Source organism: Brevundimonas diminuta, from assembly GCF_022654015.1.
Classification (GTDB): domain Bacteria; phylum Pseudomonadota; class Alphaproteobacteria; order Caulobacterales; family Caulobacteraceae; genus Brevundimonas; species Brevundimonas diminuta_C.
Genome location: NZ_CP073063.1, coordinates 1,246,328 through 1,272,848 on the forward strand (window position 1 = coordinate 1,246,328; position 26,521 = coordinate 1,272,848).

The 26,521-nt window shown below is 66.3% G+C and carries 30 protein-coding genes; 17 read left to right on the forward strand and 13 right to left on the reverse strand.

Translation table 11 applies throughout. The annotated features are described in order from the left end of the window. Nucleotides 1-5: 5 nt before the first annotated feature. The 7 genes from KAK88_RS06075 to folE form a co-directional block, all read right to left on the reverse strand. Complete coding sequence (locus KAK88_RS06075; protein ID WP_242078291.1) at nt 6-668, reverse strand: Pr6Pr family membrane protein; 663 nt, start codon at nt 666-668, stop codon at nt 6-8. 18 nt (nt 669-686) lie between these two features. Then, the gene (locus KAK88_RS06080) at nt 687-1,529 is read right to left on the reverse strand and encodes an aldo/keto reductase (RefSeq protein WP_242078292.1); all 843 of its coding nucleotides are present in this window, start codon (nt 1,527-1,529) and stop codon (nt 687-689) included. Between the two features lie 38 nt (nt 1,530-1,567). Beyond that, nucleotides 1,568-1,930, reverse strand: a complete 363-nt coding sequence (locus tag KAK88_RS06085; RefSeq protein ID WP_242078293.1) for an MmcQ/YjbR family DNA-binding protein — start codon at nt 1,928-1,930, stop codon at nt 1,568-1,570. Next, nucleotides 1,927-2,655, reverse strand: coding sequence for an SPFH domain-containing protein (locus KAK88_RS06090; protein ID WP_242078294.1), 729 nt, complete (start codon nt 2,653-2,655; stop codon nt 1,927-1,929). The genes KAK88_RS06085 and KAK88_RS06090 overlap by 4 nt, the downstream gene beginning before the upstream one ends. 240 nt (nt 2,656-2,895) lie before the next feature. Further along, nucleotides 2,896-4,725 carry a gamma-glutamyltransferase family protein gene (locus tag KAK88_RS06095; RefSeq protein WP_242078295.1) on the reverse strand — a complete coding sequence of 610 codons (1,830 nt, stop codon included), beginning with the start codon at nt 4,723-4,725 and terminating at the stop codon, nt 2,896-2,898. Between the two features lie 128 nt (nt 4,726-4,853). Continuing rightward, a complete protein-coding gene (locus tag KAK88_RS06100; protein WP_017505348.1) occupies nt 4,854-5,288 on the reverse strand; it encodes a biopolymer transporter ExbD in 435 nt (144 codons plus the stop codon). Between the two features lie 169 nt (nt 5,289-5,457). Then, entirely contained in the window at nt 5,458-6,072 is a 615-nt protein-coding gene (folE, locus tag KAK88_RS06105; protein WP_161638808.1) for a GTP cyclohydrolase I FolE, read from the reverse strand. A 128-nt stretch (nt 6,073-6,200) separates the two neighbouring features. Here folE and cysS point away from each other — a divergent pair, with 128 nt between their 5' ends. Continuing rightward, on the forward strand, nt 6,201-7,652 hold the full coding sequence (cysS, locus tag KAK88_RS06110) for a cysteine--tRNA ligase (protein WP_242078296.1): 1,452 nt from the start codon (nt 6,201-6,203) through the stop codon (nt 7,650-7,652). Nucleotides 7,653-7,702: 50 nt separating this feature from the next. On the opposite strand, the gene KAK88_RS06115 is transcribed toward cysS, so the two are convergent. Further along, nucleotides 7,703-8,986, reverse strand: coding sequence for a lytic murein transglycosylase (locus KAK88_RS06115; RefSeq protein ID WP_242078297.1), 1,284 nt, complete (start codon nt 8,984-8,986; stop codon nt 7,703-7,705). A gap of 472 nt (nt 8,987-9,458) precedes the next feature. On the opposite strand from KAK88_RS06115, the gene ykgO reads away from it, so the two are divergent. The 3 genes from ykgO (at nt 9,459) to KAK88_RS06130 (ending at nt 10,446) form a co-directional block, all read left to right on the forward strand. Continuing rightward, the gene (gene ykgO / locus KAK88_RS06120; RefSeq protein WP_008263184.1) at nt 9,459-9,584 is read left to right on the forward strand and encodes a type B 50S ribosomal protein L36; all 126 of its coding nucleotides are present in this window, start codon (nt 9,459-9,461) and stop codon (nt 9,582-9,584) included. A gap of 196 nt (nt 9,585-9,780) precedes the next feature. After that, nucleotides 9,781-10,056 carry a DUF2312 domain-containing protein gene (locus tag KAK88_RS06125; RefSeq protein WP_017505946.1) on the forward strand — a complete coding sequence of 92 codons (276 nt, stop codon included), beginning with the start codon at nt 9,781-9,783 and terminating at the stop codon, nt 10,054-10,056. A gap of 12 nt (nt 10,057-10,068) precedes the next feature. Then, nucleotides 10,069-10,446: a hypothetical protein gene (locus KAK88_RS06130; protein WP_242078298.1), complete on the forward strand. Its 378-nt coding sequence runs from the start codon at nt 10,069-10,071 to the stop codon at nt 10,444-10,446. Between the two features lie 29 nt (nt 10,447-10,475). Here the strand turns inward: KAK88_RS06130 and KAK88_RS06135 are convergent, their stop codons facing one another. Both KAK88_RS06135 and KAK88_RS06140 read right to left on the reverse strand, forming a co-directional pair. Beyond that, entirely contained in the window at nt 10,476-11,927 is a 1,452-nt protein-coding gene (locus KAK88_RS06135; RefSeq protein WP_242078299.1) for a sigma-54-dependent transcriptional regulator, read from the reverse strand. A 106-nt stretch (nt 11,928-12,033) separates the two neighbouring features. Next, a complete protein-coding gene (locus KAK88_RS06140; RefSeq protein ID WP_242078300.1) occupies nt 12,034-13,803 on the reverse strand; it encodes a DUF4153 domain-containing protein in 1,770 nt (589 codons plus the stop codon). A 97-nt stretch (nt 13,804-13,900) separates the two neighbouring features. Here KAK88_RS06140 and KAK88_RS06145 point away from each other — a divergent pair, with 97 nt between their 5' ends. The 10 genes from KAK88_RS06145 (at nt 13,901) to KAK88_RS06190 (ending at nt 21,446) form a co-directional block, all read left to right on the forward strand. Then, on the forward strand, nt 13,901-15,694 hold the full coding sequence (locus tag KAK88_RS06145; protein ID WP_242078301.1) for a M3 family oligoendopeptidase: 1,794 nt from the start codon (nt 13,901-13,903) through the stop codon (nt 15,692-15,694). A gap of 76 nt (nt 15,695-15,770) precedes the next feature. Further along, entirely contained in the window at nt 15,771-16,043 is a 273-nt protein-coding gene (locus KAK88_RS06150) for an aa3-type cytochrome c oxidase subunit IV (RefSeq protein WP_017505952.1), read from the forward strand. Between the two features lie 130 nt (nt 16,044-16,173). Next, the gene (locus tag KAK88_RS06155; protein ID WP_242078302.1) at nt 16,174-17,307 is read left to right on the forward strand and encodes a Re/Si-specific NAD(P)(+) transhydrogenase subunit alpha; all 1,134 of its coding nucleotides are present in this window, start codon (nt 16,174-16,176) and stop codon (nt 17,305-17,307) included. A 38-nt stretch (nt 17,308-17,345) separates the two neighbouring features. Then, nucleotides 17,346-17,537 (forward strand): hypothetical protein, encoded by a 192-nt coding sequence (locus KAK88_RS06160; protein WP_242078303.1) that lies wholly within the window; start codon nt 17,346-17,348, stop codon nt 17,535-17,537. 1 nt (nt 17,538) lies between these two features. Then, nucleotides 17,539-17,877: an NAD(P) transhydrogenase subunit alpha gene (locus tag KAK88_RS06165; RefSeq protein WP_242078304.1), complete on the forward strand. Its 339-nt coding sequence runs from the start codon at nt 17,539-17,541 to the stop codon at nt 17,875-17,877. Then, a complete protein-coding gene (locus tag KAK88_RS06170) occupies nt 17,874-18,182 on the forward strand; it encodes a hypothetical protein (protein WP_184278742.1) in 309 nt (102 codons plus the stop codon). Before KAK88_RS06165 ends, KAK88_RS06170 begins: the two co-directional genes overlap by 4 nt. Next, nucleotides 18,179-18,445: a hypothetical protein gene (locus tag KAK88_RS06175; RefSeq protein WP_185223854.1), complete on the forward strand. Its 267-nt coding sequence runs from the start codon at nt 18,179-18,181 to the stop codon at nt 18,443-18,445. Before KAK88_RS06170 ends, KAK88_RS06175 begins: the two co-directional genes overlap by 4 nt. Before the next feature lie 13 nt (nt 18,446-18,458). Further along, entirely contained in the window at nt 18,459-19,880 is a 1,422-nt protein-coding gene (locus KAK88_RS06180) for an NAD(P)(+) transhydrogenase (Re/Si-specific) subunit beta (RefSeq protein WP_242078305.1), read from the forward strand. Nucleotides 19,881-19,883: 3 nt separating this feature from the next. Next, nucleotides 19,884-20,288 carry a DUF1801 domain-containing protein gene (locus KAK88_RS06185; protein ID WP_242078306.1) on the forward strand — a complete coding sequence of 135 codons (405 nt, stop codon included), beginning with the start codon at nt 19,884-19,886 and terminating at the stop codon, nt 20,286-20,288. A 150-nt stretch (nt 20,289-20,438) separates the two neighbouring features. Continuing rightward, the gene (locus tag KAK88_RS06190; protein ID WP_242078307.1) at nt 20,439-21,446 is read left to right on the forward strand and encodes an acyltransferase family protein; all 1,008 of its coding nucleotides are present in this window, start codon (nt 20,439-20,441) and stop codon (nt 21,444-21,446) included. A gap of 2 nt (nt 21,447-21,448) precedes the next feature. On the opposite strand, the gene KAK88_RS06195 is transcribed toward KAK88_RS06190, so the two are convergent. Further along, on the reverse strand, nt 21,449-21,673 hold the full coding sequence (locus KAK88_RS06195) for a hypothetical protein (protein WP_242078308.1): 225 nt from the start codon (nt 21,671-21,673) through the stop codon (nt 21,449-21,451). A gap of 91 nt (nt 21,674-21,764) precedes the next feature. Between KAK88_RS06195 and KAK88_RS06200 the strand changes: the two genes are divergently transcribed. The 3 genes from KAK88_RS06200 (at nt 21,765) to KAK88_RS06210 (ending at nt 24,862) form a co-directional block, all read left to right on the forward strand. Further along, entirely contained in the window at nt 21,765-22,754 is a 990-nt protein-coding gene (locus KAK88_RS06200; RefSeq protein WP_242078309.1) for a helix-turn-helix transcriptional regulator, read from the forward strand. A gap of 72 nt (nt 22,755-22,826) precedes the next feature. Beyond that, the gene (locus KAK88_RS06205; protein WP_242078310.1) at nt 22,827-24,260 is read left to right on the forward strand and encodes a hypothetical protein; all 1,434 of its coding nucleotides are present in this window, start codon (nt 22,827-22,829) and stop codon (nt 24,258-24,260) included. 68 nt (nt 24,261-24,328) lie between these two features. Continuing rightward, complete coding sequence (locus tag KAK88_RS06210; protein WP_242078311.1) at nt 24,329-24,862, forward strand: hypothetical protein; 534 nt, start codon at nt 24,329-24,331, stop codon at nt 24,860-24,862. Here the strand turns inward: KAK88_RS06210 and ychF are convergent. Together ychF and KAK88_RS06220 are read right to left on the reverse strand one after the other, a co-directional pair. Next, complete coding sequence (gene ychF / locus KAK88_RS06215; protein ID WP_242078312.1) at nt 24,855-25,949, reverse strand: redox-regulated ATPase YchF; 1,095 nt, start codon at nt 25,947-25,949, stop codon at nt 24,855-24,857. The genes KAK88_RS06210 and ychF overlap by 8 nt on opposite strands. Nucleotides 25,950-26,019: 70 nt before the next feature. Beyond that, nucleotides 26,020-26,511 (reverse strand): copper chaperone PCu(A)C, encoded by a 492-nt coding sequence (locus KAK88_RS06220; RefSeq protein WP_242078313.1) that lies wholly within the window; start codon nt 26,509-26,511, stop codon nt 26,020-26,022. Between the last annotated feature and the right edge of the window lie 10 nt (nt 26,512-26,521).

The following is a 26,521-nucleotide window of genomic DNA, read 5'->3' on the forward strand; positions in this document are numbered from 1 at the left end:
GACGCTTAGGCGGGAGTGGCCCCTCTGTCACGCGTCGCGCGACCGAACAGTCGATCCAGTCCGACGAGGCCGAGCCCGACGATCAGGAAAAACACCAGCAGCACGCCGAAAATCAGCACCACCCGGGCCAGCCCCAACTGATCCACATTGACGAACCCATAGGGCCACCAGCGCGTCGCCAGTCCATGAACCAGGGTCCAGCCGCCGTAGACGAGCGGAAACGCCAGCCATTTCGCTGGATCGATCCAGCGCAGCCGCCCTTTGGGGCTGAACCACAGCCAGTCCAGCACGAAGGCGGCCGGCATGACGTAGTGCAGCACCAGATTGACCACCAGCGACCAGCCGGTCGGGTTCCAATAGGGGTGCAGCAGGAAGTGGTACACCACCCCGACCACCACGATGTACATGGCGACGGCCGCCCTGACACCTTCGCTGGCGGACCAGCGGGCCAGCCACGATCCTTCGCCCAACAGCGGCCCGGTGAAGGCCAGGGCGACCAGGATGTTGGTCAGGATGGTGAAGAAGCTGAAGTAGTTGATCGTCCGTTCCAGCACGGTCCAGCCCTGGGCCGGAGCGATCATCAGCAGATACTGAAGCGCCAACGCGGTCCAGCCCACGACGGCGAACGTCGCACGCCACAGCCTAGGCTGGTCCCGCTTGCGAAACACTGGCGCCTCCCTTGTCGGTCAGGCGGCAGTCTTGTCCCATTCGAAGGCCGGGTCCAGCCAGTCGCCCAGGCGTTCGCCGCGATCCAGCGCGTCCATCCGCTGCATCTCCTCGTCCGTCAGGGCGAAGTTGAAGATGTCGAAGTTCTCGCGCGCGCGGCTTTCCTTGGTGGTGCGCGGGATGGCGATGATCCCGTGCTGGATCAGCCAGCGCAGGGTGATCTGGCCGTTGGTCTTGCCGTGCGCGCTGGCGATCTCGCTGATCGTGGCGTCGTCGGCGATCTTGCCCTGCGCCAGCGGCGACCAGGCGGTGATCGACGATCCCAGCTCGGCCGCGGTGGCGACCAGCTGATCGACCCCCAGGTAGGGGTGATGCTCGACCTGATCGGTCAGCAGCCGCGCCTTGGACAGGCTCTGCGCCTGACGGAATTCCTTGGAGGGGAAGTTGGACAGGCCGATCGACTTGGTCAGACCCTGGTCCTTGGCCTCGTTCAGGGCGCCCAGCGTCTCTTCGAACGTCGGCGTCGTCTTGGGCCAATGCAGCAGCAGCAGGTCGGGCGTCGTGCCCAGGCTGTCGGCCGATTCCTTGGCCTGTTTCAGCAGGGCGTCGTGGGTGAAATGCTCGACCCAGATCTTGGTGGTCAAGAAGATGTCCTCGCGCGCCACGCCGGAGTCGCGAATGCCTTCGCCGACCGCCTTCTCGTTCTTGTAGATCCAGGCCGTGTCGATGTGGCGATATCCGATCCGCAGGGCCTCGGCGACCATGCGCCGGGCATCGTCGGGCTCCAGCTGCCAGGTGCCAAAGCCGAGCAGGGGGATCTCAATACCGTCGACGGTGATCGTGGGTTGGTCGCCATAGGCCATGGGGCGCTCCTTGGGCTGGGTCCGCTTGAAGGCCGTAGTTAGGCGCCCGACCCCTCTGCGGTAAGGACCGGATGCGACTTGGACAGTTTTTTCGGGGCGATCCGACGCCAGCGCTTCTCAAGCGCCGCCCTCAGCCAGACGGGATCGACGCTGGCGATGCGCGCCAGGACGATGGGATGGTCGCGATAGTGGTCGGTGAAATGAAAGGTCGCCGGGTCCATCTCGATCAGCAGTTCGCGCTCATCCAGATTGTCCAGATGCACCACGATGCTGTCGTCCAGCGCCGGGCGCATCCAGGTGAAGAACTTGCCCGCCACCTTGAACGACGGCTCGCCATAGGACACGCCGTCCTCGACTCCGGGAAACGACAGCAACAGGGTGCGGACCTCGTCGAGTGTCATCGGCGTCGGTCGTCCCCGATGACTATGGTCGCAGCCTTGGCGTTTTCGGCGGTCTGGAGCACACGAAGTTGCGCCAGTTCCGGATTGTCCTTCAGCAGGCGCGCCGCATTGGCCAGCGAGCGCAGAGCGGCCTGTTCGCTGCGGGCGCGCTCCAGCGCCGCCAGCCCGTCCAGTCGCGCCCGCTCGACATCGCTCAACAGGCGGCGGATTTCGGGCGGCAGGGTGACGGCGCTGATCTCGATCCGTTCGATCCGCGCGGCGCCGACGATCTGGCCCACGTTCGCGGTGAGGATGTCCGCCGTCTCGGGCGCGTGGGCCAACAGGGCGTCCAGAGGGGTTTCGCTCGCCAGGCGGGTCAGGGCGGATTGGACGGCCAGTTCGATGCGCGGCTCGATGGGTTCACGCACCGATAGTTCGGCGTCGTCGATGCGGAACAGGACTGAGGCCGTCAGCCGCAGCGGCATCCGCTCCGACGACAGGACGTCGGCTCTGACCCAGCGAACCTGCTGATCCAGGCTGATGGGCGTGATCGTCAGACGGCCGTGACCTTTCCAGAGCCGGTGTACGCCGGGTTCCAACAGACGGTCGAACACGCCGTCGACATAGACGGCCGTCCGTTCCCAACCGTTGACCCGCACGCGTCGGAAGCCGTTCAGCAGGCTGATTGCGCCGATCAGGATCACGACAGCCGTCAGGACCAGGGCGTAGCTCGGAATCTCGCTCATCATCGTCTCCCGCGACACAAACGCCCGGCGCCGCGACGGACGGGCGGGGGCGCGAAGTCCGCATGGCCGGTCCACGGCTTGCCTTGCGGCCGGCGCCGGGCGTCCTTTGTGTTGTGACCAAACACGAGAGGCCACCCCTTTGCGGCTGACCGCGCCCGTGACCGGACGTCGCGCCGAGATGCCTCTGACGGGGCAAGAGCCCCGCCTCACCTTAGCGCCGGGCGACCCGGCGTCCAGCCTTCAGTAGGCCAGGGCGATCCCGTCCTTGCGCATCTCGGTCGCCGCGCCATAGGTCCAGCGCCCGCCGGGGTTCATCTGTTTCATGACGTTCTGATAGCCGCCGAAGCCGCCGTCCGGTTCGCCCAGGGTCCAGCCCATGGCGCGCAGCTGGGCCTTGGTCGCCTCGGGCACGCCGCTTTCCAGATGCAACACGCCGGTTCCTTCCTGCGGCTGACCGGTCGGTTCGGACGAGCCATAGTGTTGCCAGCGCGGGGCGTCGCCCGCCGCCTGGGGCTCCAGCCCGTAATCGACCATGTTGATGATGATCTGGGCCTGGCCCTGCGGCTGCATGGCGCCGCCCATGACGCCGAACGCCATCCAGGGCTCGCCGTCCTTGACCGCGAAACCGGGGATGATCGTCTGGAACGGGCGCTTGCCCGGCGCATAGATGTTGGGATGGCCGTCGCTCAGGGCGAACAGCTCGCCCCGGTCCTGGAACATGAAGCCCAGCGGTTCGGAGCCGTTGTCGGGCGCCAGGCCCGAACCCATGCCGCGATAGTTGGACTGAATCCAGCTGACCATCATCCCGTCGGCGTCGGCGACGCTGAAATAGGTGGTGTCGCCGTGGTGCGGGGCGTCGCCCGGCATGACGCGGTCCATGACCCGATCGGGTCGGATCAGCTTGGCGCGCTCGGCCGCATAGGCCTTGGAGTTCAGCCATTCGACGGGCGTCTTGGAGAATCGGTCGTCGGCGAACCAGCGCGCCCGGTCCTCGAACGCCAGCCGCTTGGCCTCGGCCTGGACGTGCAGCGAGGCGGCGGACTGGAAGCCCATCGACTTCAGGTCGAACTGTTCGCAGATGTTCAGGATCTGGTTGGTGCTCAGCCCCTGGGTGTTCGGACCCAGGCCGAACACGTCCACGCCGCGATAGTTGGTCTGGATAGGCTCCACCCATTCGGTGTGGTGGGCGGCCAGGTCGGCGCGCGTCATCCAGCCGCCGATTCGCTTGAAATAGGCCTCGATCTGATCGGCGATGGGACCGTTGTAGAAGGCGTCGCGCCCGCCCTCTGCGATCATCCGCAGGGTCTTGCCCAGATAGGGGTTGGCGAAGACCTCGCCTACCTTCGGCGTCGCGCCGCTCGCGGCCCAGATGCGCTTTCGGTTCTCGTTTTCCTCGATCGGGATCTGGCCCCGATCAAACGACGCCATGTTGCGTTCCAGATAGTAGGCGATGACCTGGGGCACGGGCACGCCCTGTTCGCACAGTTCGGCGACGGGCAGCAGCACCTCTTTCCACGGCAGTTTCCCATAACGCTGATGTGCGCTCCACCAGGCGTCCACCGTGCCCGGCACATTGACCGTCACCGCGCCATAGCGCGGCAGATGGCCGTCGATGGCCTTGGACCGCGCGATCTCGAGGCTGAGGCCCCGCGGACTGGCGCCCGATCCATTCAGCCCGACAACCTTCTTCTGTTTGGGGTCCCACAGCATGCAATAGGCGTCGCCGCCGATGCCGTTGGCCACCGGCTCCAGAAAGCCCAAGGCCGCATTGATGGCGATGGCCGCATCGATGGCCGATCCGCCGCGCCGCAGGGTGTCGATGCCGATCAGACTGGCCGCCGGGTGCGCCGTCGCCGCCGCCCCGTTCACGCCCCAGACCGTCGAGCGCCCCATGAACTTCGGTCCCGAAATCCGGTCGCCGATGCCGACGCCGGCATAGGGGTCGGCCGGGCGGGCCGGCGCTGGGGCCGCCTCGGTCGGCCTGGCGGCGGGGGAAGCCTGCCTGGCCTGGGCTGCGGTCGCCGCCAGCGCGCCGGCGGGCAGGGCGGACAGGAAGGTGCGACGACGCATGGGCGGACTCCTCGAACAACCGATGCGGCATCAAGGGTGCAGTCGATCGATCCGGCAAGCCTTGCGGCAAAGAAAAAGGCCGCGTCCCCTTCGGAACGCGGCCCAAATCCTGGAAAAGGACGAAGGTCCTATTCGATGTCTTCGTTCAGCAGGCCGACCTTGAAGAAGCCGTTCTCCTGCATTTTGTTCATGACTTCCATGAACTGCGAATATTTCACTTCCGGCTGGGCGCGGACGAAGACGCGCTCTTCCTGGCAGGCGCCGCCGCCCAGGGCGGTGCAGACGTCAGTGGCCAGGTTGTCGATCGAGGTTTGCTTGTCCGACAGGAACAGCTGACCGTTTTCCTGGATGGTGATGTACACCGGTTCCTTCTCTTCGGTCGGATTGGTGGGCGGCTGCGCGGGCGGCAGGTCCAGACGGATCGACACGGTCGCCATCGGCGCGGCGACCATGAAGATGATCATGAGCACCAGCAGAATGTCGATGAACGGCGTGATGTTGATATCCGCCGTCTGTTCGATCGTGTGCTTGTCCCCGCCGGAACCACCGAGCTTGGCAGCCATGCATCGTCTCCGTTACTCGCCGGCTGCGTTCCGCGCCGACATTTCCCTATGGATCGCCCGAAGGCTTGATCGGTTCTTGGCGTCCCGATGCGGGCTTGTAAAGCGGTTCTAAACGATCTGCCGTTCCCGAACGTCAATTATACACGACAGAGGGACGTCAGTTCGGCGTTCAGGCCTTGGCCAGCTTCAAAAAACGGTCCGCCAGGGCAGGATCGTCCTTGAACGCGCCGGTGAAGCGGGTCGTGATGGTCGAAACGTGCCGATGATGCACGCCGCGCGTGGTCATGCACTGATGCTCGGCGTCCACCAGCACCGCCACTCCGCGCGGCTGCAGGTGCGATTCGATGGCGTCGATGATGTCGTTGGTCAGGGTTTCCTGGTTCTGCAGGCGCCGCGCATAGATCTCGACGACCCGCGCCAGCTTGGAGATGCCGACCACCTTCTCGCCAGGCAGATAGGCGACATAGGCCTTGCCCAGGAACGGGGCTAGGTGGTGCTCACAGTGGCTCTCGACCTCGATGTCGCGCAGGATGACCATGTCGTCATAGCCGGTCACGTCCTCGAAGGTGCGGCTCAGTTCCTTGCCCGCATCGGCGTCATAGCCGTCGAACCATTCGCCGTAAGCGTCCACCACCCGCTTGGGTGTGTCGATCAGCCCGGGACGGTCGGGATTGTCGCCGGCCCAGGCGATCAGGGTGCGCACGGCCTCCAGCGCCTGTTCGCGCGACGGGCGTTGCACGGCAGCATCGCTGACGAGGACGGGCTTGGCGGGGGTGACGCTCATGAACTCGATTTCCGGCCGGGGCGGGCGGGTCGCCCGGTTTACCTTCTACAATCCGTCGGGACTGTATATCAGGCCGCTATATGGGACAGACCGTGCGTCCCGCAAGAAAACCCGCTGAAGACTGATCCATGCCGCTGCACATCCACGACACCCTGCGCCGTGAAAAGCGCCTGTTCGAGCCCCGGAACAAGGATCGTGTGACCCTCTATGTCTGCGGCCCCACGGTCTATGACTACGCCCACATCGGCAATGCGCGCCCGCCGGTGGTGTTCGACGTCCTGGTGCGGCTGCTGCGCCGGACCTACGGCGCAGACAAGGTCCTCTACGCCCGCAACGTCACCGACGTGGACGACAAGATCAATCAGAAGGCCGCGCGCGAAGGCGTCCCGATCGGCGAGGTCACGGCCCGCTACGAAGCCGCCTATCTGGCCGACATGGGCCTGCTGAACGTCACGCCGCCCGATATCGCGCCCCACGTCACCGACTACATCCCGGCCATCGTCGATCAGATTCAGGCCATCGTCGACGCCGGCTGCGCCTATGCGGCTGAGGGGCACGTCCTGTTCGACGTCTCGTCCTACAAGGCCTACGGCGCCCTGTCGGGCCGGAACCTGGACGACATGATCGCCGGCGCCCGTGTCGAGGTCGCGCCCTACAAGAAGAACCCGCACGACTTCGTCCTGTGGAAGCCGTCCAAGGCGGATGAGCCCTCCTGGCGGTCGCCGTGGGGCGAGGGGCGTCCTGGCTGGCACATCGAATGCTCGGCCATGATCGAAAAGACCCTGGGCCTGCCCATCGACATTCACGGCGGCGGCATCGACCTGGTCTTCCCCCACCATGAAAACGAGATCGCGCAGGGCGTCTGCGCCCACGGCCATGCCCATGGCGATCAGGCCCATGAAGAATACGCCCGCTACTGGATGCACAACGGCTTTCTGACCGTGGACGCCGAGAAGATGTCCAAGTCGGTCGGCAACGTCCTGCTGCTGCACGATCTGGTGCAGGCCATGCCGGGCGAGGTCGTCCGCTGGGCGCTTCTGTCGGCCCACTACCGCCAGCCGCTGGACTGGAACCAGGGGCTGTTCGACCAAAGCCGCAAGAACCTGGACCGGCTGTATGGCGTCCTGCGCGACGCCGATGCGGCCCTGGCCGACTTCGATGAGGCCACGCTGGACGAGGCCGAGATGGAACTGGCCGAGAACGCCCTGGACCCGGTGCTGGACGCGCTTGAGGACGATCTCAATACGCCAGGCGCGATCGCCCAGCTGTTCGGTCTGGGGAACGCCCTGCGCGAGCTGCTCAACGACGCCGAGGCCGACATCAACGATGTCGCTATGGCGCGCTGGAGCCTGAAGGAAGCGGCGGGGCTGCTCGGCGTCCTGTCGCTGACGCCGAACGCCTGGTTCGAGGGCGGCGATCCCGCCCTGAAGGTGGAGGTCGAGGCCCTGCTGGACCAACGCGCCAAGGCCCGCGCAGCAAAGGACTGGCCCGAGGCCGACCGCATCCGCGACCGCCTGAACGCCCTGAACGTCGTCGTCATGGACGGCCCCGACGGCGCCACCTGGCGCGTGAAGGGGTAGGGTCTGAACTCACTCCCGCCCATCGCGGTGCGAGGGGCGGGAGACGCGGTTCAGTTTGTCCGGCGGATCAGTTCGTCCGCCAGCGCCGGCGTCAGATAGCCGTCGGCGATCCTGTTGTTGGCGATCTGCCAGCGGCGCAGGGCCGCGCGGGTGTTGGAGCCGATCACCCCATCGACGCCCTGGGTATCGTAACCCAGTTGGGTCAGGGCGCGCTGCGCCCCGATACGCTGATCTCGCGTCATCGACGGATCGTTGGGCCAGGCCTTGGTCAGCCCCGGCTTGCCCATGATCCCGTCCGCCGTCAGGCCGATGGCCAAGGCGTAGGAAACCGAGTTGTTGTAGCGGCGGATCACATAGTGGTTCGGCAGGGCCAGGAAGGCCGGACCGTTCGCGCCCTGGGGCAGGAGGATGGTCGCTTCTTCCAGCGCTTCGGCGCCGTTCGGGGTGCCTCCTTGCGCCAGGCGCACGCCCTTGGTCGCCCAATAGGCCCAGTTGTGTTTCGGGCCTTCCGCCTCGGCATAGTCGAAGCCGGAGGGTAGGGTGACTTCATAGCCCCAGCCCTGACCGCGCTTCCAACCGGCCTGGGCCAGCAGATTGGCGGCGGACGCCAGGGCGTCGGCGTCGTCGCGCCAGATGTCGACCTTGCCGTCGCCGTCCTGATCTACGCCCAGGCGCAGATAGTTGTCGGGCATGAACTGGGTCTGGCCCATCGCCCCGGCCCAACTGCCCTTCAGGCCCGCGCGCTCGCGCCGGCCGTCCACGACGATGTCCAGCGCGTCCTTCAGCTGCCCCTCGGCCCAATCGCGCCTGCGACCGTCATAGGCCAGGGTCGCCAGCGAGCGGATCACGTCATAGTCGCCCTGCACCTGCCCGAAGGCGCTCTCCTGGGCCCAGACGCCGACCAGGATCTCGCTGGGCACGCCGAATCGTTGGACTACCGACCACGGCACCCGGTCGATGCGCTGTTTGGCCTGGGCGATTCGCACGGGGGTCACCGCATTCTGAACATAGGCGCCGGCAGGTTTGGAGAATTCAGGCTGGTTGCGATCCAGGCGGATCACCGTCGGATCGGGCGTCAGTCCCTCCAGTTCGCGGGCGTAGTCCGCGCGGCGGGCGCCGCCCTTGCGCGCCAGGAAGCCCTGTTTCCAGCCCTCGAAACCTTGCTGATCATAGGCGGCCAACGGCGGGGTCTGGGCGGCGGGGGCCGGCGTCGTGACCGGCGCGCCCGCCTGGGGCTGAGGCTGGGGCGTCGGCAGGTTCACCTGCGGCTCGGGCAGCATGGGCGCGCAGGCCGAGACGCAGCCGATCAGGAGAAGGCGGTAGGAAAAGCGCATGAGATTCAAACTAGAGCCCCCGGGGTCAGACACGAAATGACATCCGCGCGAACGGCCATTTCGACGCCCTAAAGCGCGCGCCGCGCGAATGCGTTGCCTGACCATTCCCCACTGGGGTGTAAGGCGCGCCGTTAACCACCTTTGTATTGGACGCCTTATGCGTGTGTGTCGTAATGACGCACCAGCTCTGACGGCCTGATGGCGGAGCGGCGACGCGGCGGGCGTGCAACCCCGTAAACCCTCCGTTCGACTCGGAGGTCAGGCCTCCATAGTTTTCTGAGCGTGCTATCGCCCTTCGGGCTGCTTGAGCACGTTAGGGGAAACAGCTCGCAGAGCAGACGGGGACTGGGTTTTCTGCGGTTTCGGCCTTTGGCGGCTTGACCTTCCGAACCCCTCTCTCTATACGACCGCCTCCGCCGCGATCCGACCGGGTCAGCGGCTTTCTTATTGGTTTCTTTCAGGACGTCCGACCATGAAGGTCCGTAGCTCGCTCAAGTCGCTGAAGACCCGCCACCGCGACTGCAAGGTCGTGCGTCGCAAGGGCGTCGTCTTCGTCATCAACAAGACCGACCCGCGCTTCAAGGCGAAGCAGGGCTAAGCAGCGTTCGCTGCGCGCCGCTTCGGGCGGCGTGCGCACGCTGGGTCGCGCTCAAGCCGCCCGAAGGGCGATCGCGCGCTTGAAAGATGACGATCCACAGGCTGCGGATTTCTGTCCGCGGCCTTTTTCGTGTTCGCGGTTGTCGCGCGCCTGTCCGCAGGGTTAGCGTCCGCGCCTGATTTCTGGAGTATTCCCCATGGCTGACGACGCCTCGTTCGACGGTGGTTCCGACGTTCTCACCGCCACGGCGCAGGGCCGCCTTCGCACCATCATCGAACGCCTTGAGCGTCTCGAAGAGGACAAGCAGGCCGTCATGACCGACATGAAGGAGGTCTTCGCCGAGGCCAAGGGCGAGGGCTACGACGTCAAGATCCTGCGCAAGGTCATCCGCATCAGAAAGCAGGACAAGGCCAAGCGTCAGGAAGAGGACGCCATCCTGGACCTTTATCTGTCGGCGCTCGGCGAGATCTGAGGCTGACCCGGCTTGAAGCGCACCCCCTTCAAGCCAGGAGGCGGGCTGTCGCGATCAGGCGGCCTGAAAGGCGTTGGCGCCAACAAGAAGCCGATGCCCAGCCCCTTCGAGATGCAGCGCGAGGCGGCTAAACGCGCTGCGTTGAATGCCTTGAAGCGCGCTCGCCGTGCGGCGGATAGGGCGGGCGTTTCCCTGTCCGAATGGGAGGGCGAGTTTATCGATTCGGTCAGCGAGCGCGTGAAGACCCACGGCCGCGCCTTTGCCGACCCCGAAAAGGGCGCACCGGGGCAAGCCTTGTCGGCCATGCAGGGCCGCAAGCTGAAAGAGATCACCGCCAAGGCCAATGGCGAAGAGCCGAAACGGCGGTGGGGTCGAAAGAAGCCGGAGTGATCGGGCTCACACCATAAATTGAGAGAGCCTCAGCCCGCTTCTTTCAGCTGACCTTCCAGGCCTTGTTCCCGGACCTTGCGATATAGGGTCGAACGGCCGATGCCGAGACGGCGCGCGATCTCACTCATATGGCCGGCATAGACCTCGATGGCGTGCTGGATCAGGTCGCGTTCGATGTCTTCCAGCGTGCGCAGATGGCCGCGCTCGTCCAGGATGCGGATCGGCTGATCGACCTGCGCGGCGGCGTCGGTCTGGGCGCCAGCGGCCGTTGCGGCCTGCAGGGGGTGGACGTCGGGCATGGGCGCGGCGACGCCTGAAATCGCGGGGAAATCGTGCGGCTGAAGGAAGGGCGCATCGGCCAGGACGATGGCGCGAAACACCGCATTTTCCAGCTGCCGCACGTTTCCGGGCCAGTCGAACCCTTGCAGCAGAGCCAGGGTCTCGGGCGCGCATCCGGCGATCCGCTTGCCTTCCTCAGCATTGAAGCGGGCGATGAAGTGATCGACCAGAGGCGCGATGTCCTCGCGCCGGTCGCGCAGGGATGGGGCCTCAATCGGGAACACGTTCAGGCGATAGAACAGGTCCTCGCGGAAGGCGCCGTCCTTGACCTGCTGGGCCGGGTCGCGATTGGTCGCCGAGACGATGCGCACGTCGATCTTGACCGGGCGTTTGCCGCCGACAGGATCGATCTCGCCTTCCTGCAGGGCGCGCAGCAGCTTGACCTGCATGTCCAGGGGCAGTTCGCCGATCTCGTCCAGGAACAGGGTGCCGCCGTCCGCTTCTCGGAACTTGCCCAGCGTCTTATCCACGGCGCCGGTAAAGGCGCCCTTCTCATGCCCGAACAGAATGGACTCGATCAGATTGGCGGGCAGGGCGCCGCAGTTGACGGCGACGAAGGGTTTGCCGGCCCGGTCGCTGGCGCCGTGCAGGGCGCGGGCTATGACCTCCTTGCCGACGCCGCTCTCGCCGGTGATCAGGACGGGGATCGAGGATTTGGCGGCCCGAGCGCCCAGCGCCTTGACCATGCGCATAGGCGGGCTGTCGCCCACGATATCGTCGAAGCTGGTGCGGCCCTGAACGCGCTTGGTCAGGCGCCCAACCTCGGCGGTCAGGCGCTTCATCTGCATGGCGTTGCGCACGCCGACCAGCAGGCGCTCGGGCCCGACCGGCTTGACGAAGAAGTCCTGGGCCCCGGCCTGCATGGCCTTGACCACCATGTCGATGCCGCCGTTGGCCGTCAGGACAATGACCGGCTCGTTGATCCCGGCGCTACGGAGTTCGGCCAAACATTCCAGCCCCGACATCTCGGGCATGACCATGTCCAGCAGGATCAGGTCGGCGCCGCCGCCTTGCGTCATCCGGTCGATGGCCTCGCCGCCGCTGGCGGCATGGACCACGGCGTTGCCGTCCCGCTCCAGCACGGCCTGAATCAGCCGGCGCTGGGTCGGATCGTCGTCAACGACCAGGATGGTCTTGGCCATGAAAATCCCTTGTACTGTCGCCCAACCCGTCACGGATGGATCGTTTCGGGACGATTCCTAGGATGGCGAGGTGAAAATCGGGTGACACGGCGTGGTGAGCGTCCCGTTAACGCGGCTCGGTTGCGTCGCATCGCACCTCGGGGCTGGCGCGCAATTTCTGGCCGTCGACGACCAGATCCGGCAGGGTCGCCGGCGCCGTCGCGACGCCCTTCGACAACCCCTCATTCATCCGCTCGGCATTTCGCCCGCAGGTGAAGCCATATCGGCCCGTCACGCGCCATTGGCCCTGGGCGTCCTGATCGAAGGCGACGATTTCACGAGCCGTGGCGACCAGCAGATCGGTTCGTCCATCGTCGTTCAGGTCCATTGATCGCACGACGCAGGGGGCTTCCGCATTGCAGCTGAACAGCACGTCCACCTGCGCGTCCAACTGTTCGACGAAGCTGGCGGGCACGGACTGGCCATCCGCGGCCTTCAGGCGGATGGCGGCCTTGCGCTCTTGCCGCCCTTGCGCGGTATCGCCTGATGGCCACGGGCGAGCCTGGGCGGCGCGGGCGTTCCGCGCGATGCGAGGATCAGTTGAGGCGGCCAGACGTCGCAGCGCCGCCTCGCCGGCCTTGCCGCTCTCGAACCGCAGGAAGTCATAGTCGAATATGTCAGCTGATACCGCCCCACGCTGCAAGCGTGCGACCTGATCCTGCACCGAGAGGCGGGCGGGATCGGCCAATGGGCTGAACAGGGCCAGGATGACCAAAACCGACAGGACCGCCGCAGCGACATTGGTCCGCTCCAGCGGCTTCATCCAACCGCCCGGTTTCACAGCCGCCAGCAGATAGCCTGCGCCATAAACCGCGCCGACCAGGGTGCAGGCGGCGGCGATGATCCGATCGGGCGTCAGGCCGTGCTGGCCGATCCGCAAGGCCAGCCCCCAGGCGGCCAAAACGATCAGCGGCGCGATCTGGACGGACGCGACCCGCACGCCATATCGCAGAACGACCGGCGGCAGATTGTCGGCGCGCCCGTCCTGATAGGCCGTATTGATCAGCACGATCAGGGCGGCGGCGGCCGACAACACCAGGGCGGTCGCGCTGCGTGTCGCCCACAGGCCGTCCAAGCCGGTGAAGGGCAGGGCGAGAAGAAAGCCGCCGACCAGGACCGCGATTACCAGCAACAGCCAGGACAGCAGCATCAACGCCACGGTCCGCACGCCCCGGATCAGGCCGTCGCGCACATCGGTCAGCTGGACCGCGGTCGCGAAGACCAGGGCGATGACCGGAATGGCGAACCACGCCTCGCTCAGCAAATGCTGCAGAAAGCCGAGGCCGATCATCTTGAACAGGGCCGCGCCCAGATGCAGCAGGATCCAGAAGGCGCCGGTGAAGCCCAGCGACAGGGCCAGTTGCACCCCCGCCTTCCACGCGATGTCGAAATAATCGGGATAATCGACGATCCAGCGTCGTTCGCGGATCGCGGGCACGATCAGGTGATGGGCGATGAACAGGGCCGCCGCGCCGAAGGCCAGCACGGGGAAACTCAGGAAGGGCGGCTCCTCATGCGGCTTCAGAACCTGGCGGGCGACGTCGTGGGCGCCCAGCAGAGCCAGCACGCCGGCTGCGGCGGCCGCCCACAGGATCAGGGCCAGCGGCTTGACCCGGCCCGCACCGGCGAGAACCACCACCGGCACATAGCCGGCCGCCAGGGCCAGGGCGCCGAACACAACCGGCTGGGTTTCGGGCCAGACGCGGCTGTCAGCCGCAAGATACAGCAGATAGAGCGCCAGGCCCTGAACCAGACCCGTCGCCAGCCGAATCGCAAACAGGCCCGAAGCCCCGCCAAGGCCCGTCCGGCCGGTGTCATGCTGCAGGGTTTCGGTCATTCACGCGTCTCCGAAAAGGCAGGATTGCACGGGCCGTGACGCCGAGAAAGCGCAAGGGGCGGTTGCGGCCGTCGCCGCGCATCCCCAGAACAGGGGCATGAACGCTCCCTTCAAGACGCCCAACACCGAAGCCCCGCTATGGGACCTGACCGACCTCTATGCGTCGCGCGACGACGCCAAGGTGGCCGCCGACTTGGACAAGGCGCGCGGTCTGGTCGAGGCGTTAAACGGGCTGAAGGGGCGGCTGGCGGTCGATCAGAACGCCCAAGAGCTGGGTCAGACGCTGGACCGCGCAATCCAGCTTTATGAGCAGGCGTCCGACGTCCTGGGCGCGCTGGGCGCCTACGCCTTCCTGTCGGCCTCGACTGCGCGTGATGATGCGACGGCGCAAGGGTTCGAGGCCGATGTGCGCGAGAAGATCACCGCCATCGCCACCCCGACCGTCTGGCTGACGCTGGAAATCAACCAGATCGACGATGCGGCGCTGGAAGCGGCGCTCACCGCCCATGCGGGCGCGGCGCGCTGGCGGCCGTGGCTGCGCCGGGTGCGGGCGATGAAGCCGCACGAACTGTCGGCCGAACTGGAAACCTTCATCGCCGAGCGCGGACCGATCACGGCTCAATGGCCACGCCTGTTCGATGAGCAGCTGGCCGCCCTGCGTGCGAAGGCGGGCCATGAGGAACTGACGCTGGCCGAGGCGCTGAACCGCCTTTCGGACGCCAAGCCCTCGCGCCGCAAGGCCGCCGCCGAGGGTTTGTCAGAGGCGCTGGCCGCCCGCGCCCCGACGCTGGCCCTGGTGCTGAACACCGTCTCCGCCGACAAGGCGATGGAGGATCGCTGGCGCGGTTTCAAACGTCCCGCAGATAGCCGTCACCTGGGAAACGAGGTGGATGGCGAGGCCGTGGATGCGATGGCCGAGGCGGTCGCCGCCGCCTATCCGCGCCTGTCGCACCGCTATTATGCGCTGAAGGCCAAGGCGATGGGCAAGGCGCGCCTGGACCACTGGGACCGCAACGCGCCTATCGAAACGACCGCCCCGCGCGCCTTCACCTGGACCCAGGGGCGCGAGATCGTGTTGGACAGTTTTTCGGACCTGGGCGGCGACTTCGCCGATCGGGCCGGCGGCTTCTTCGACAAGCCGTGGATCGACGGCCGGGCGCGGCCGGGCAAGCAGTCGGGCGCCTACGCCCACCCCGTCACCGCCGACCGCCACCCCTATGTCTTCCTGAATTGGATGGGCGAGCGGCGCGATGTCCTGACCCTGGCGCACGAGCTGGGTCATGGCGTCCACCAGACCCTGGCGGCCGATCAGGGCACGCTTCTGGCCGATACGCCCTTGACCCTGGCCGAGACGGCGTCGATCTTCGCCGAAGGGCTGACGTTTGATCGTCTTTTGGCCACGGCGCCAAAGTCCGAGCAGCGCGGCCTGCTGGCCGGCCGGATCGAGGATGGTCTGAACACCGTCGTGCGCCAGATCGCCTTCCACCGCTTCGAAACCCGCTTCCACGACGAGCGCCTGCAGGGCGAGGTCTCGCAACAGCGGATCAACCAGCTGTGGCTTGAGGAAATGGGCGCCTCGCTGGGGCCGTCGGTCAAGCTGAACCCGGGCTATGAACACTGGTGGGCCTATGTCAGCCACTTCGTCCATTCGCCCTTCTATGTTTACGCCTACGCCTTCGGCGACCTGCTGGTGGCGGCGCTGATGGAGGCGCGTCGCAACGATCCTCCCGGCTTCACGCCCCTGTATCGCGAGCTTCTGGCCGGCGGCGGATCGCGAACCTATGTCGAGGCGTTGAAGCCGTTCGGTCTGGACCCGCGCGATCCGGCCTTCTGGAGCGTCGGCTGTCAGAGGCTGGAGCGGCTGGTCGATCAGTTCGAGGCGCTGGGCTGACCACGGCAAGACTGCGGGCTTGAGCGGGGCGGTCGCCTCGGTGTAAGTCCGCGATAACGACGAGGGGATTCCACGAATGGCCGACCTGCACGACACCGCCAACGCACCTGCCGACGCCGATGCGCAAGCCTATCTGCACGGCCATATGGAAGTGCGCGAACAGGTCTCGACCTACCGCCTGTTCCTGAACCTGGCCAAGTGGGGCAGCCTGGCCATAGCCGTCTTGCTGCTGTTCCTGACCCTGTGGTTCCACCCGGGTGGCAGCTTCATGGCCGCCGTCATCGGCGCAGTCGTTCTGGGCGGCGTCGGCTTCGTGGCGCTGAAGTCCAAGCCGGGCGCCGCGCACTGAGCCTTGCGTCGGATCGCCTTGGGGCGGTCTGAAATCACGCGCCCTCGCCAAGCTTTGGCATAACCGTGCTTTGACGGCTTGCGCCGGAACGGCCTAACCTTCGTTCAACGAAAAGAACGAGGGGATTCGCTTGGCCGTCGCTATCGCCGTCACCCGTGAGCGTCGCGAAGGCGAGACGCGCTGCGCCGTCACGCCCGAAACAGTCAAGAAGCTGATCGCCCTGGGGGCGACCGTCACGGTCGAGGCCGGGACAGGCCTGGGCTCCTCCATTCCCGACGCCGACTATGCCGCCGCAGGCGCTGTGGTGAAGCCGGACACCCGCGCCGTGCTTGACGACGCCGACATCGTGCTGAAGGTGCGCGGGCCCACGGCCCAGGAAACCAGCGCGCTGAAGCCCGGCGCCATCGTCATCGCCATGCTGGACGCCTATCGCGACAAGGCGACGGTCGAGGCCCTGGCCGGGGCCAACGCCACCGCCTTTGCGATGGAGTTCGTGCCCCGCATCACCCGCGCCCAGGTCATGGACGTCCTGTCCTCTCAGGCGAACCTGGCCGGATACCGCGCAGTGATTGAGGCGGCTTACGCCTATGGCAGGGGCTTTCCGATGATGATGACGGCGGCCGGCACGGTCGCCGCCGCAAAGGTCTTCATCATGGGGGTGGGCGTCGCGGGCTTGCAAGCCATCGCCACCGCGCGGCGCCTGGGCGCCGTCGTCACCGCCACCGACGTCCGCCCCGCGACCAAGGAACAGGTCGAAAGCCTGGGCGCCAAATTTCTGGCCGTCGAGGACGAGGAGTTCAAGAACGCCCAGACCGCCGGCGGTTACGCCAAGCCCATGTCGCCCGAGTATCAGACCAAACAGGCCGAACTGACCGCCAGCCATGTGGTCAAGCAGGACGTGGTCATCACCACGGCCCTGATCCCCGGCCGTGCCGCCCCGGTGCTGCTGACCGCAGCGCACGTCGCCTCGATGAAACCCGGCTCGGTCATCATCGATCTAGCGGTCGAGGCGGGCGGCAATGTCGAGGGCTCCAAGCTGAACGAGGTCGTGACCACCGCGAACGGCGTCACCATCGTCGGCTGGTCGAACCTGCCCGGCCGCATCGCCGCAGACGCCAGCGCCCTCTACGCTCGCAACCTCACCGCCTTCGTCGGCCTGTTGATCAAGGACGGCGGTCTGGCGGTCGATCTCGAAGACGAGATCCTGAAGGCGGCGGTGGTCACCCATGCCGGCGACGTGGTGCACGAAGGGGTGAGGGGATGATCGGGCCTCGCTTTCGTAGTGCTCTCTCGGTTTTTTCCTTGATCGTGATTTTCGGCGGAGCTGTCTTCTGCCTGTTTCTGCTGATATTTGCATTCGTGCAGGACCAGTCTGGCGCAGCATTCGGCAGGGCGCTTACCAAGGTCGGGCCGATCTTTTTCGGCAGCGTCATCAACGGGGGAGCCCTGCGACTTCTCATCAGCATCGATGCTCGATTGGAACAGAAAGCCTGACATGGAACACGTCGATCCCACCGTCTTCCGCCTGGCCATCTTCGTGCTGGCGATCTTCGTCGGCTATTACGTCGTCTGGAGCGTGACGCCGGCCCTGCATACGCCGCTGATGGCTGTGACCAACGCCATTTCCAGCGTCATCATCGTCGGCGGCCTGATCGCGGCGGCGGCCGTGTCCGGTGACGCGACCGGCCCCAGCGCATGGATCGCCAAGGGCGCGGGCGTCATCGCCGTCACCCTGGCCAGCGTCAATATCTTCGGCGGCTTCATGGTCACGCGGCGGATGCTGGCGATGTACAAGAAGAAGGAGCGGCCCGTCGCTCCGAAGGGGGCGAAGTGAACGCTTTGCCGATGGACGCGGTCGTGACGGCGATCGGGGCCGTCGTCATAGCTTTAGTGATCGTGTTAGTGATTTTTAGCGGTCGCTTGTCCAAAGCCGTGCGATCCACCGTGGAGATTGTCGTCGGCATTCTCTTGTTTCCGACCGTAACCGGGCTTTGGGCCTGGCGGGCGATCGAAGGTGTGAGAGATCGCGATTGGCTCTACGCAGGTCTGATGGCCGTCGCTGCTGCGGTATTTGCTGTAACTGGCTTCTACGCCATTCGACGCCGCACCTTGGCGCCTTTTGACAAGCGTTCGAAATGACCGACGCTGCGCAGATCGCCATCACCGGCTCCTGGGTTGCGACCGGCATCGGCTTCGGCCTGTGGCTGTATGGCTGGTTCGGGACCAAGACCCCGATCAAGCGCCAGCGGCTGCACGACTGCGGCATCGCCCTGGTCTTTTCGGCCATTCTGGTTCGGGTGGTGACGCAGGACCGGCCGCTGGGCGTCTTCGAATGGGCCCTGTTCTTCATCGGCCCGCTGTTCATCGCCGCCGCCCTGTGGCGGCTGGCCCGAACGTCTTGAGGGGAGGGGCGTGATGAACGCATCGCTGGCCGCACTGGCCTATCTGGTTTCCGGCGTCCTGTTCATCCTGTCGCTGCGGGGGCTGTCCAGCCCCGAGACCAGCCGTCAGGGCAACACCTTCGGCATGGTCGGCATGGCCCTGGCCATCGGCGTGACCCTGCTGACGCTGGTCGCGACGGGGGTGCTGGATACCGTGACCCTGGCCCTGATCGCGGGCGGCGTCATCGTCGGCGGCGGTGCCGGCGCCCTGATCGCCAAGCGGGTCGCCATGACCGACATGCCGCAGCTGGTCGCTGCCTTCCACAGCCTGGTCGGCATGGCCGCCTGTCTGGTCGCCATCGGGGCGATCTATGCGCCCGAGGCCTTTGGAATCCTGTCCGACGACGGGAACGGCATCAAGACGCTGTCGATCATCGAACTTAGCCTCGGCGTCGCCATCGGGGCCATCACCTTCACCGGCTCGGTCATCGCCTTCGCCAAGCTGAACGGCAACATGAGCGGCGCGCCGATCATCCTGCCCGCGCGTCACCTGATCAACGTCGGCCTGGCCCTGGCGCTGGTCTTCCTGATCGGCATTCTGATCGGCACGAACGGCGCGGCGACCTGGGCCTTCTGGGGCGTCTTCCTGATCGCCCTGATCCTGGGCGCGACCCTGATCATCCCCATCGGCGGCGCCGATATGCCGGTGGTGGTGTCGATGCTGAACTCTTATTCCGGTTGGGCCGCGGCGGCGCTGGGCTTCACGCTGGAGAACATCGCCCTGATCATCACCGGCGCCTTGGTCGGATCGTCGGGCGCGATCCTCAGCTACATCATGTGCAAGGGCATGAACCGCAGCTTCATCTCGGTGATCCTGGGCGGGTTCGGCGGCGGCGATGCGGCGGCCGGTCCCGGCGGCGCCAAGGAGACGCGCCCGGTCAAACAGGGCTCGGCCGAGGACGCGGCCTTCATCATGAAGAACGCGTCCAAGGTCATCATCGTGCCCGGCTATGGCATGGCGGTGGCCCAGGCCCAGCACGCCCTGCGTGAAATGGCCGACAAGCTGAAGGAGGAAGGCGTCGAGGTGAAATACGCCATCCACCCCGTCGCGGGCCGGATGCCGGGCCATATGAACGTCCTGCTGGCCGAGGCCAACGTCCCCTATGACGAAGTGTTCGAACTGGAGGATATCAACGCCGAGTTCGCCACCGCCGACGTCGCCTTCGTCATCGGCGCCAATGACGTGACCAATCCGGCGGCCAAGACCGACCCGACCAGCGCCATCTACGGCATGCCGATCCTGGACGTGGAAAAGGCCGGCACCGTCCTCTTCATCAAGCGCGGCATGGGTTCGGGCTATGCCGGGGTCGAGAACGAACTCTTCTTCCGCGACAACACCATGATGCTGTTCGCCGACGCCAAGAAGATGGTCGAAGGGATCGTGAAGGGGCTTTGAGCCATGGCCAGTACGCCCAAGACCGGCCCCACAGACGCCTCTGTCGATGACTTCTTGTCTGCGATCGACGATCCACGCCGACGGTCTGACGCTCATGCCGTCGCCGCGCTGATGTCGGAGATCACCGGTGAACCGGCCGTGCTCTGGGGACCGTCTATCATCGGGTTCGGCAATGACGGCGGCCCCAAGGGCGGCTGGCCGCTGATCAGCTTGTCGCCGCGAAAAGCCAATCTGGTGCTTTATGTCGCTGGCGATTTCCCTGAACGAGCCCAGCTGATCGCCCGCCTGGGCAAGGTGAAGACCGGCGTCGGGTGCGTCTATATTTCGCGCCTCGAGGATGTCGATCAGGCGGTTCTGCGCGACCTTTGCGGTCGCGCTGTTCACGCGGTCGAAGCCAGCTCGGACTGAAGTCTCTTCAGACCCCTATCGCGCAACCTTGACCGGCGCTATCACGCGTCCGTGAACACCCTGTCCGGACCTATGCCTGCCGCCCATCGCCGTTTCGAGGCTTTGGATTCCCTGCGGGGTGTGTGCGCCATCCTTGTCGTGATGTTTCACATGCCGGTCGCAAGTCATTGGCGCGACTGGGGTTTCATTCAGCATTCCTATCTGTTCGTCGATTACTTCTTCGTCTTGTCGGGCTTTGTGATCGCCCACGCCTATGCGAACCGACTGAAGTCGGGACGTGACGCCGGACGGTTCATGGTGCGGCGCTTTGGGCGGATCTGGCCGCTGCATCTGCTGATGCTGGCGGCCTTTATCGGGCTGGAGCTGGCGCGTCTGATCTTCCATTTCGACAGCGCGCCGCCGTTCACGCGGGATCGGTCGATCGAGGCGATCTTCTCCAATCTGGCGCTGATCCAGGCTTGGCATGTGCATCCCTATCTGACCTGGAACGGGCCGGCCTGGACGCTCAGCGCCGAATGGGCCTGCTATCTGATCTTCGCAGGGTTGGTGCTGATCGCGCCCAGAAGGTTCCGCTGGATCGGGCTGGTGCTGGCGATCATCGGCGGCGCTCTGGTGCTCAGCTACGCCCGGCGCTGGATGAATACGACCTATGACTTCGCCGTGCCGCGCGCAGTCTATGGCTTCTTCCTGGGCTGCCTACTGCAAGGGCTCTGGATCCGAATTCCGCGGCTCAAGGGCGGCGCCGCGACTCTGTTGGAGATTGCGGCCATCGTCGCGGCCTGCGTGTTCATCGGCTATGCTCAGGGGCCGATCACCGTGGCCGTCACCTTGATCTTCGTGGCGCTGATCTGGGTCTTCGCGGGCGAGGAGGGGGCGCTGTCACGCGTGCTGGACCATCCGGCTCTGGTCACCTTGGGGCGGTGGTCGTTCGCCATTTACATGGTCCACATGTTCATCCTGACCGTGATGATGATCGTGGCCAGGAAGCTGGACCTGGTCCCGGTTCGTCGCATCAACTTCGGCTCTGTCTGGCTGAACGACCTGTTCGCCGTCGCCATGTTCGGCTTCATCGTCGCGGTCGCCGTTGTGGCGCACCGACTGGTCGAGCAGCCGGCCCAGCGTATGATCGACCGCTGGACCAAGCCGAAGGCGGCCTGATTTCAGGCAGCCATCCGCCACTCGGGGGCCGTGTCGCCGGCGCGGCCTTCGTCCCACAGCATGTCCTCGTCCGAATAGCGGCTGCTGGCGGCGGCCGAAATGACGTCGACCACCTGTTCCTCCAGCCGGTCCCAGATCACGGCGAGGTCGGACGACCCATCGGCCTCGCACGGGACGATGATGTAGCGGCTGGCGTTGACGGTCTGAGTGGGTTGGAAATGCGCCATCTGATGATCTCCTGAAGCGGGGGCCTCTTGTCGATGATGTCGTTATGAAGCAGTGTTGCGTCAGAAACGGACGTAGGGATCGGCGAAGGCATTGAGACACGACAAGGCGGCGATGGTGATCGATCTGGCGCGCCGCATGGCCGCCAGCGCCGAAGGGCTGAGCCTGGACGAGATCGCGCGCGACATGCGCGTCGGCCGACGCACCGCCGAACGGATGCGCGACGCGGTTCTGATGCTGTTTCCCCAGGTGGACGAGGTTTCGGACCCGCCGTCCAAACGCTGGCGCATCCGGGGCGGTCTATCGGCCTTCGAACAAGCTCCGACGGCGACCGAAATGCTGGAACTGTCCAAGGCCGCGACCGCCCTGCGCACCGCCGGCGAACCGGCGCGCGCCACGGCGCTGGAAGGGCTGGAGCGCAAGCTGAAGGCGGCGATGCGGTCAACCACCCTGAACCGCATGGCGCCGGATCTGGAGGCCCTGGTCCGGGCTGAAACCATTGCGGTCCAGGCCGGCCCTCGACCCTCCGCCGACGAGGCCATGCTGACCGCCATTCGCGCGGCGGTGCTGGCGCAACAGACGCTGGGCTTCACCTATTCCCGTCCGGGCGCCGAGCCGCGTCGGCGCAGCGTGGCGCCCTGCGGCGTGATGTTCGGCCGGGCCAATTATCTGGTCGCCGCCGACCGCGAGACCGGCCGCATACAGACCTTCCGCCTGGACCGAATGAGCCATGTCGCCCCGCAGGAGGGGTTGGCCGTGCCGCCCGCCGATTTCGACCTCGGTGTCTTCGCCAGCCAGTCCTTCGGCATCTATCAGGACGAGATCGAGGACGTCGTGTTGCGCATCGCGCCCGAGGGCGCGGCCGAGGCCAGGGGCTGGCGCTGGCACCCCACCCAGTCGTTCGAGGATCAGCCGGACGGCGGCGTGATCGTGCGGTTCCGCGCCTCAGGCATGCGCGAGCTGGCCTGGCACCTGTTTACCTGGGGCGAGCAGGTGCAGATCCTGTCGCCGCAGCGGCTGAAGGCCGTGATGGCCGGCGAACTGGCGGCGGCGGGCCGCGCCTTGGAACGGGCCTCAGCCTGACGAAACCGTAAGCTGACGCGACGCGTTGACGACCGCTAGGCTTCGCGCCGACCGCCCTTCAGGAGATCGCCCTTGCGCGTCCACGCTTTCGCCTTGTCCGCCGTCCTGGCTCTCGCCCTGATGAGCGGCGCCTGCGCCGCCGGGCCCATGTCGGCGCCGACGACCTTTCAGGAGGAAGGCGGACCCCAGGTGACGGTCACCCACGACGGCGATCACCTGAACATCGACTATCGCTTCGCGCGTGACGCGCCGGTCTGGGCCTTCCAGGATTCGGCGCTGGAACAGGATTCGCGCCAGCCGTGGCGGCCGCGCCAGTGGGCGGTCGAGACGCCCGGGGTCGTCATGGAACGACGCGGCCATTACGACATCATCCGCAGCACGGACGGCGGGCCTGTTCCCCGCGAGGTCCGCTTCCGCGTCCGGCCGCAGGCAGTGGATCTAGAGGCCGAGTATCCGACCCTGCTGTTCTCCAATGGCGCGGTGGCCCTGCCGACCCGGCAACTCGACGTCTTCGCCCTGCCGTCGGCCCAGGCGGCCGAACAGGTGCCGGACGACCTGAACCGGATCCGGCTGGATGGCGGTCCCTCGCGCGTGACGTGGCGGGACGAGAACGGACCCGTTTTATTCAACGGGCGCCGCCGCGACGAACTGACCACGATGGACGAGCGCAGCTACGTCCTGCTGGGCGAGGCGACGGTGACGCCGGGCGATGGCCTGTCGACCGTTATGGACCCCAATCTGCCGCCGTGGATCGGCGAAGAGATTCGCGGCTTTGCGCCGCGTGTCGGTCACTATTACCGCGATCGCCTCGGCGCGCCGGGCTCCGGCGGCGATACGCCCATCGTCATGGTGGCCTGGAACGGACCGACCGAAAGCATGACCAGCATGGGCGGCAGCGTCCTGCCGGGCCTGATCGTCATGTCGTTCGAGGGCAGGGGCGTGACCTCGCCCCAGCCGGAAATCGTGGAGCGTTCGCGCTGGTTCATCGGCCATGAGGGCGCGCATTTCTGGCTGGGGCAGACGGTGCGCTACGCCTTCGCCGACGAGGCCTGGATCACCGAGGGCGGGGCCGACCTGATGGCTGTGCGCGCCCTGAAGGCCCTAGACGCAAACTATGACGACCGGGCCGAGCTTCAGTCCGAGGTGGACGACTGCGTCAACCTGGCCCGCCAGCCGGTCGCCCAGGCCGGCGCCCGGGGCGAACACCGCGCCTACTACGCCTGCGGGGCTGTCTTCTCCCTGGCGGCGGAAGGCGCGCAACACCAGCGGACCGGCGGCGACTGGTTCGACTTCCTCAGACCTCTGTTGCGCCAACCGGACGGCGTGCTCAGCCGCGAGGAATGGCTGACGGCCCTGACCCGGACATCGCGCGACCCGTCGCTGCGCGGCGATGTCGAGCGGCTGCTGGACCAGGGCGCGTCCGATCCGTCCGCCGTCATCGCCCGCCTGTTCCAGCGCACCGGCGTGGCCTTCCGCATGATCGACGGCCGCGTGGTCTTGAGCTGAATCCGATCTCAGCCGCTGGCGCTGGTCATCGGATTGAACCCGAACCTTGGCCGTGGCGTTGTGGCGGGATGAAATCAGCCTTGATCCCGATGGCGGGTGCGATCGTACTTCTGGCCGCCTGCGGCGATCACGAGGTCAATCCGCCGAACGAACCGGCGGCGCCCCTGCGCACGCCCGAGGCCATGCAGCCGGTCGAACCGCCTGGACCGTCTTCTCTGGCCGGACGCGGGCCGCGCAGCTTCGTGGGGGTCTGGGCGGCGAACCCGCAATGGTGCACCCGACCCCAGGGCGAACGCAGTCCGATCACTCTGACGCCGCTGCGCTTCGACGCCTATGGCCGCAACTGCGACATCGCCAGCATCGACGAGACGGGTTCCGGCTACGTTTCTGTTCTGCGATGCGCGGGGCGGGCTCAGACCGAGCGGGTGCATATGAGCACGAGCGGCGACGTGATGAACCTGACCTATGTCGATCAGGACATGAAGACGACGAAACTGGCGCGCTGCCCCGGTTCGCCGCGCGCGCCCGATCCCGCCAATCCGCTGGAAAAGATGATGAAGAAGGACGGGGCCGAAACCCCGCCTGCCGCGCCGCCTAGTTGAACAGGAAGTTCATCACGTCGCCGTCCTTGACGACATAGGACTTGCCTTCGGCGCGCAGCTTGCCGGCCTCGCGCGCCTTGGCTTCGCCGCGCAAGGCGACGAAGTCGTCGAAGGCGATCGTCTCGGCGCGGATGAAGCCTTTTTCGAAATCGGTGTGGATCACGCCGGCCGCCTGGGGCGCGGTGTCGCCGACATTGATGGTCCAGGCGCGCGCTTCCTTGGGGCCGACCGTGAAATAGGTCTGCAGGCCCAGCAGCTTGTAGGCCTCGCGGATCAGACGGTTCAGGCCGGGCTCTTCCAGACCCAGGGTCTCCAGGAACTCCTTCTGCTCCTCGTCGTCCAGCACGGCGATCTCGGACTCGATCTGGGCCGAGATGACGACCGAGTTGGCGTTGTCCTGGGCGGCGCGCGCGGCGACCTTGTCGGACAGGTCGTTGCCCTTGTCGGCCGAGCCTTCCTCGACGTTCGAGACATAGAGGGCGGGAAGCGCCGTCAGCAGTTGCAGCATGTGCCAGGCCTTGATGTCCTCCTTGGACACCTCGGCGGTGCGGGCGGGCTTGCCGGCGTTCAGCTGGGCCAGGGCTAGGTCGACCAGTTTCAGCGTCAGGCCGGATTCCTTGTCGCCGCCCTTGGCGCGCTTCTCCAGCTGGGGCCGGCGGCGCTCCAGGCTTTCCATGTCGGCCAGCATCAGCTCGGTCTCGATGATCTCCAGATCGGCGATCGGATCGATGCGGTCCTCGACGTGGGTGATGTCGTCATCCACGAAGCAGCGCGCCACGAAGGCCACGGCGTCGCAGTCGCGGATGTTGGCCAGGAACTGGTTGCCCAGGCCCTCGCCCTTGGACGCGCCGCGCACCAGACCGGCGACATCGACGAAGGTGATGCGGGCCGGGATGATCTCTTTCGATCCGGCGATCTCGGCCAAGGCGTTCAGACGCGCCTCGGGCACCGCCACATCGCCGGTGTTCGGCTCGATGGTGCAGAACGGATAGTTGGCCGCCTGGGCCGCCGCCGTCTTGGTCAGGGCGTTGAACAGGGTGGACTTGCCGACGTTGGGCAGGCCGACGATCGCGACTTTAAGAGCCATGGTATTCCTCGTGAGGCGCGAGCCTTTACCCGGTTCGAACCGGTTTGTCAGGCTCGCGCTTCAACTGAGGTCAGTGGGCGCCGTGATCCATGCCGTCCATGGCCGGTTGGCGAACCTGCGCCTGAACCGTGATCGCCGGCGCCGACGCGAACTGGAAGGTCAGGGGCACGGTTTCGCCGGCGACGAGAGGCGCGGTCAGCTCGATCAGCATCAGGTGGTTGCCGCCCGGCGCCAGGGCCACGGCCTGACCGGAAGGCAGGGGCAGGCCCGCCGTCATCTCTGCCATCTTCATCATGCCGTTCTCGGTCTTCATCTCGTGGACCTGAAGCGATCCGGCGCGCGGCGTCGAACCACCCGTCAGCCGGTCGTCGGTCGCAGCAGTCAGGGTGACGTAGCAGCCGCCGGCCTTGGCCCCGTTCGGCGACGGGCGGCACCAGGCGTCGGTCGCGCTCACGGCGGCGGTCGCCGTCGGCGTCTCAGCGGCGGGCGCCTTGGCCGGCTCGGGCGAATTGCAGGCCGCCAGCGACAGGGCGGCGGCGGCAAGGGCGAGTTTGATCTTCATGGCGTCAGGT

Coding starts and splice junctions, on each gene's coding strand:
- KAK88_RS06080 (WP_242078292.1), bottom strand. CDS start 1,529: ATGGCCTATGGCGACCAACCCACGATCACCGTCGACGGTATTGAGATC.
- KAK88_RS06085 (WP_242078293.1), bottom strand. CDS start 1,930: ATGACACTCGACGAGGTCCGCACCCTGTTGCTGTCGTTTCCCGGAGTC.
- KAK88_RS06090 (WP_242078294.1), bottom strand. CDS start 2,655: ATGAGCGAGATTCCGAGCTACGCCCTGGTCCTGACGGCTGTCGTGATC.
- KAK88_RS06095 (WP_242078295.1), bottom strand. CDS start 4,725: ATGCGTCGTCGCACCTTCCTGTCCGCCCTGCCCGCCGGCGCGCTGGCG.
- KAK88_RS06100 (WP_017505348.1), bottom strand. CDS start 5,288: ATGGCTGCCAAGCTCGGTGGTTCCGGCGGGGACAAGCACACGATCGAA.
- folE (WP_161638808.1), bottom strand. CDS start 6,072: ATGAGCGTCACCCCCGCCAAGCCCGTCCTCGTCAGCGATGCTGCCGTG.
- cysS (WP_242078296.1), top strand. CDS start 6,201: ATGCCGCTGCACATCCACGACACCCTGCGCCGTGAAAAGCGCCTGTTC.
- KAK88_RS06115 (WP_242078297.1), bottom strand. CDS start 8,986: ATGCGCTTTTCCTACCGCCTTCTCCTGATCGGCTGCGTCTCGGCCTGC.
- ykgO (WP_008263184.1), top strand. CDS start 9,459: ATGAAGGTCCGTAGCTCGCTCAAGTCGCTGAAGACCCGCCACCGCGAC.
- KAK88_RS06125 (WP_017505946.1), top strand. CDS start 9,781: ATGGCTGACGACGCCTCGTTCGACGGTGGTTCCGACGTTCTCACCGCC.
- KAK88_RS06135 (WP_242078299.1), bottom strand. CDS start 11,927: ATGGCCAAGACCATCCTGGTCGTTGACGACGATCCGACCCAGCGCCGG.
- KAK88_RS06140 (WP_242078300.1), bottom strand. CDS start 13,803: ATGACCGAAACCCTGCAGCATGACACCGGCCGGACGGGCCTTGGCGGG.
- KAK88_RS06145 (WP_242078301.1), top strand. CDS start 13,901: ATGAACGCTCCCTTCAAGACGCCCAACACCGAAGCCCCGCTATGGGAC.
- KAK88_RS06150 (WP_017505952.1), top strand. CDS start 15,771: ATGGCCGACCTGCACGACACCGCCAACGCACCTGCCGACGCCGATGCG.
- KAK88_RS06165 (WP_242078304.1), top strand. CDS start 17,539: ATGGAACACGTCGATCCCACCGTCTTCCGCCTGGCCATCTTCGTGCTG.
- KAK88_RS06175 (WP_185223854.1), top strand. CDS start 18,179: ATGACCGACGCTGCGCAGATCGCCATCACCGGCTCCTGGGTTGCGACC.
- KAK88_RS06180 (WP_242078305.1), top strand. CDS start 18,459: ATGAACGCATCGCTGGCCGCACTGGCCTATCTGGTTTCCGGCGTCCTG.
- KAK88_RS06185 (WP_242078306.1), top strand. CDS start 19,884: ATGGCCAGTACGCCCAAGACCGGCCCCACAGACGCCTCTGTCGATGAC.
- KAK88_RS06190 (WP_242078307.1), top strand. CDS start 20,439: ATGCCGGTCGCAAGTCATTGGCGCGACTGGGGTTTCATTCAGCATTCC.
- KAK88_RS06195 (WP_242078308.1), bottom strand. CDS start 21,673: ATGGCGCATTTCCAACCCACTCAGACCGTCAACGCCAGCCGCTACATC.
- KAK88_RS06210 (WP_242078311.1), top strand. CDS start 24,329: ATGAAATCAGCCTTGATCCCGATGGCGGGTGCGATCGTACTTCTGGCC.
- ychF (WP_242078312.1), bottom strand. CDS start 25,949: ATGGCTCTTAAAGTCGCGATCGTCGGCCTGCCCAACGTCGGCAAGTCC.
- KAK88_RS06220 (WP_242078313.1), bottom strand. CDS start 26,511: ATGAAGATCAAACTCGCCCTTGCCGCCGCCGCCCTGTCGCTGGCGGCC.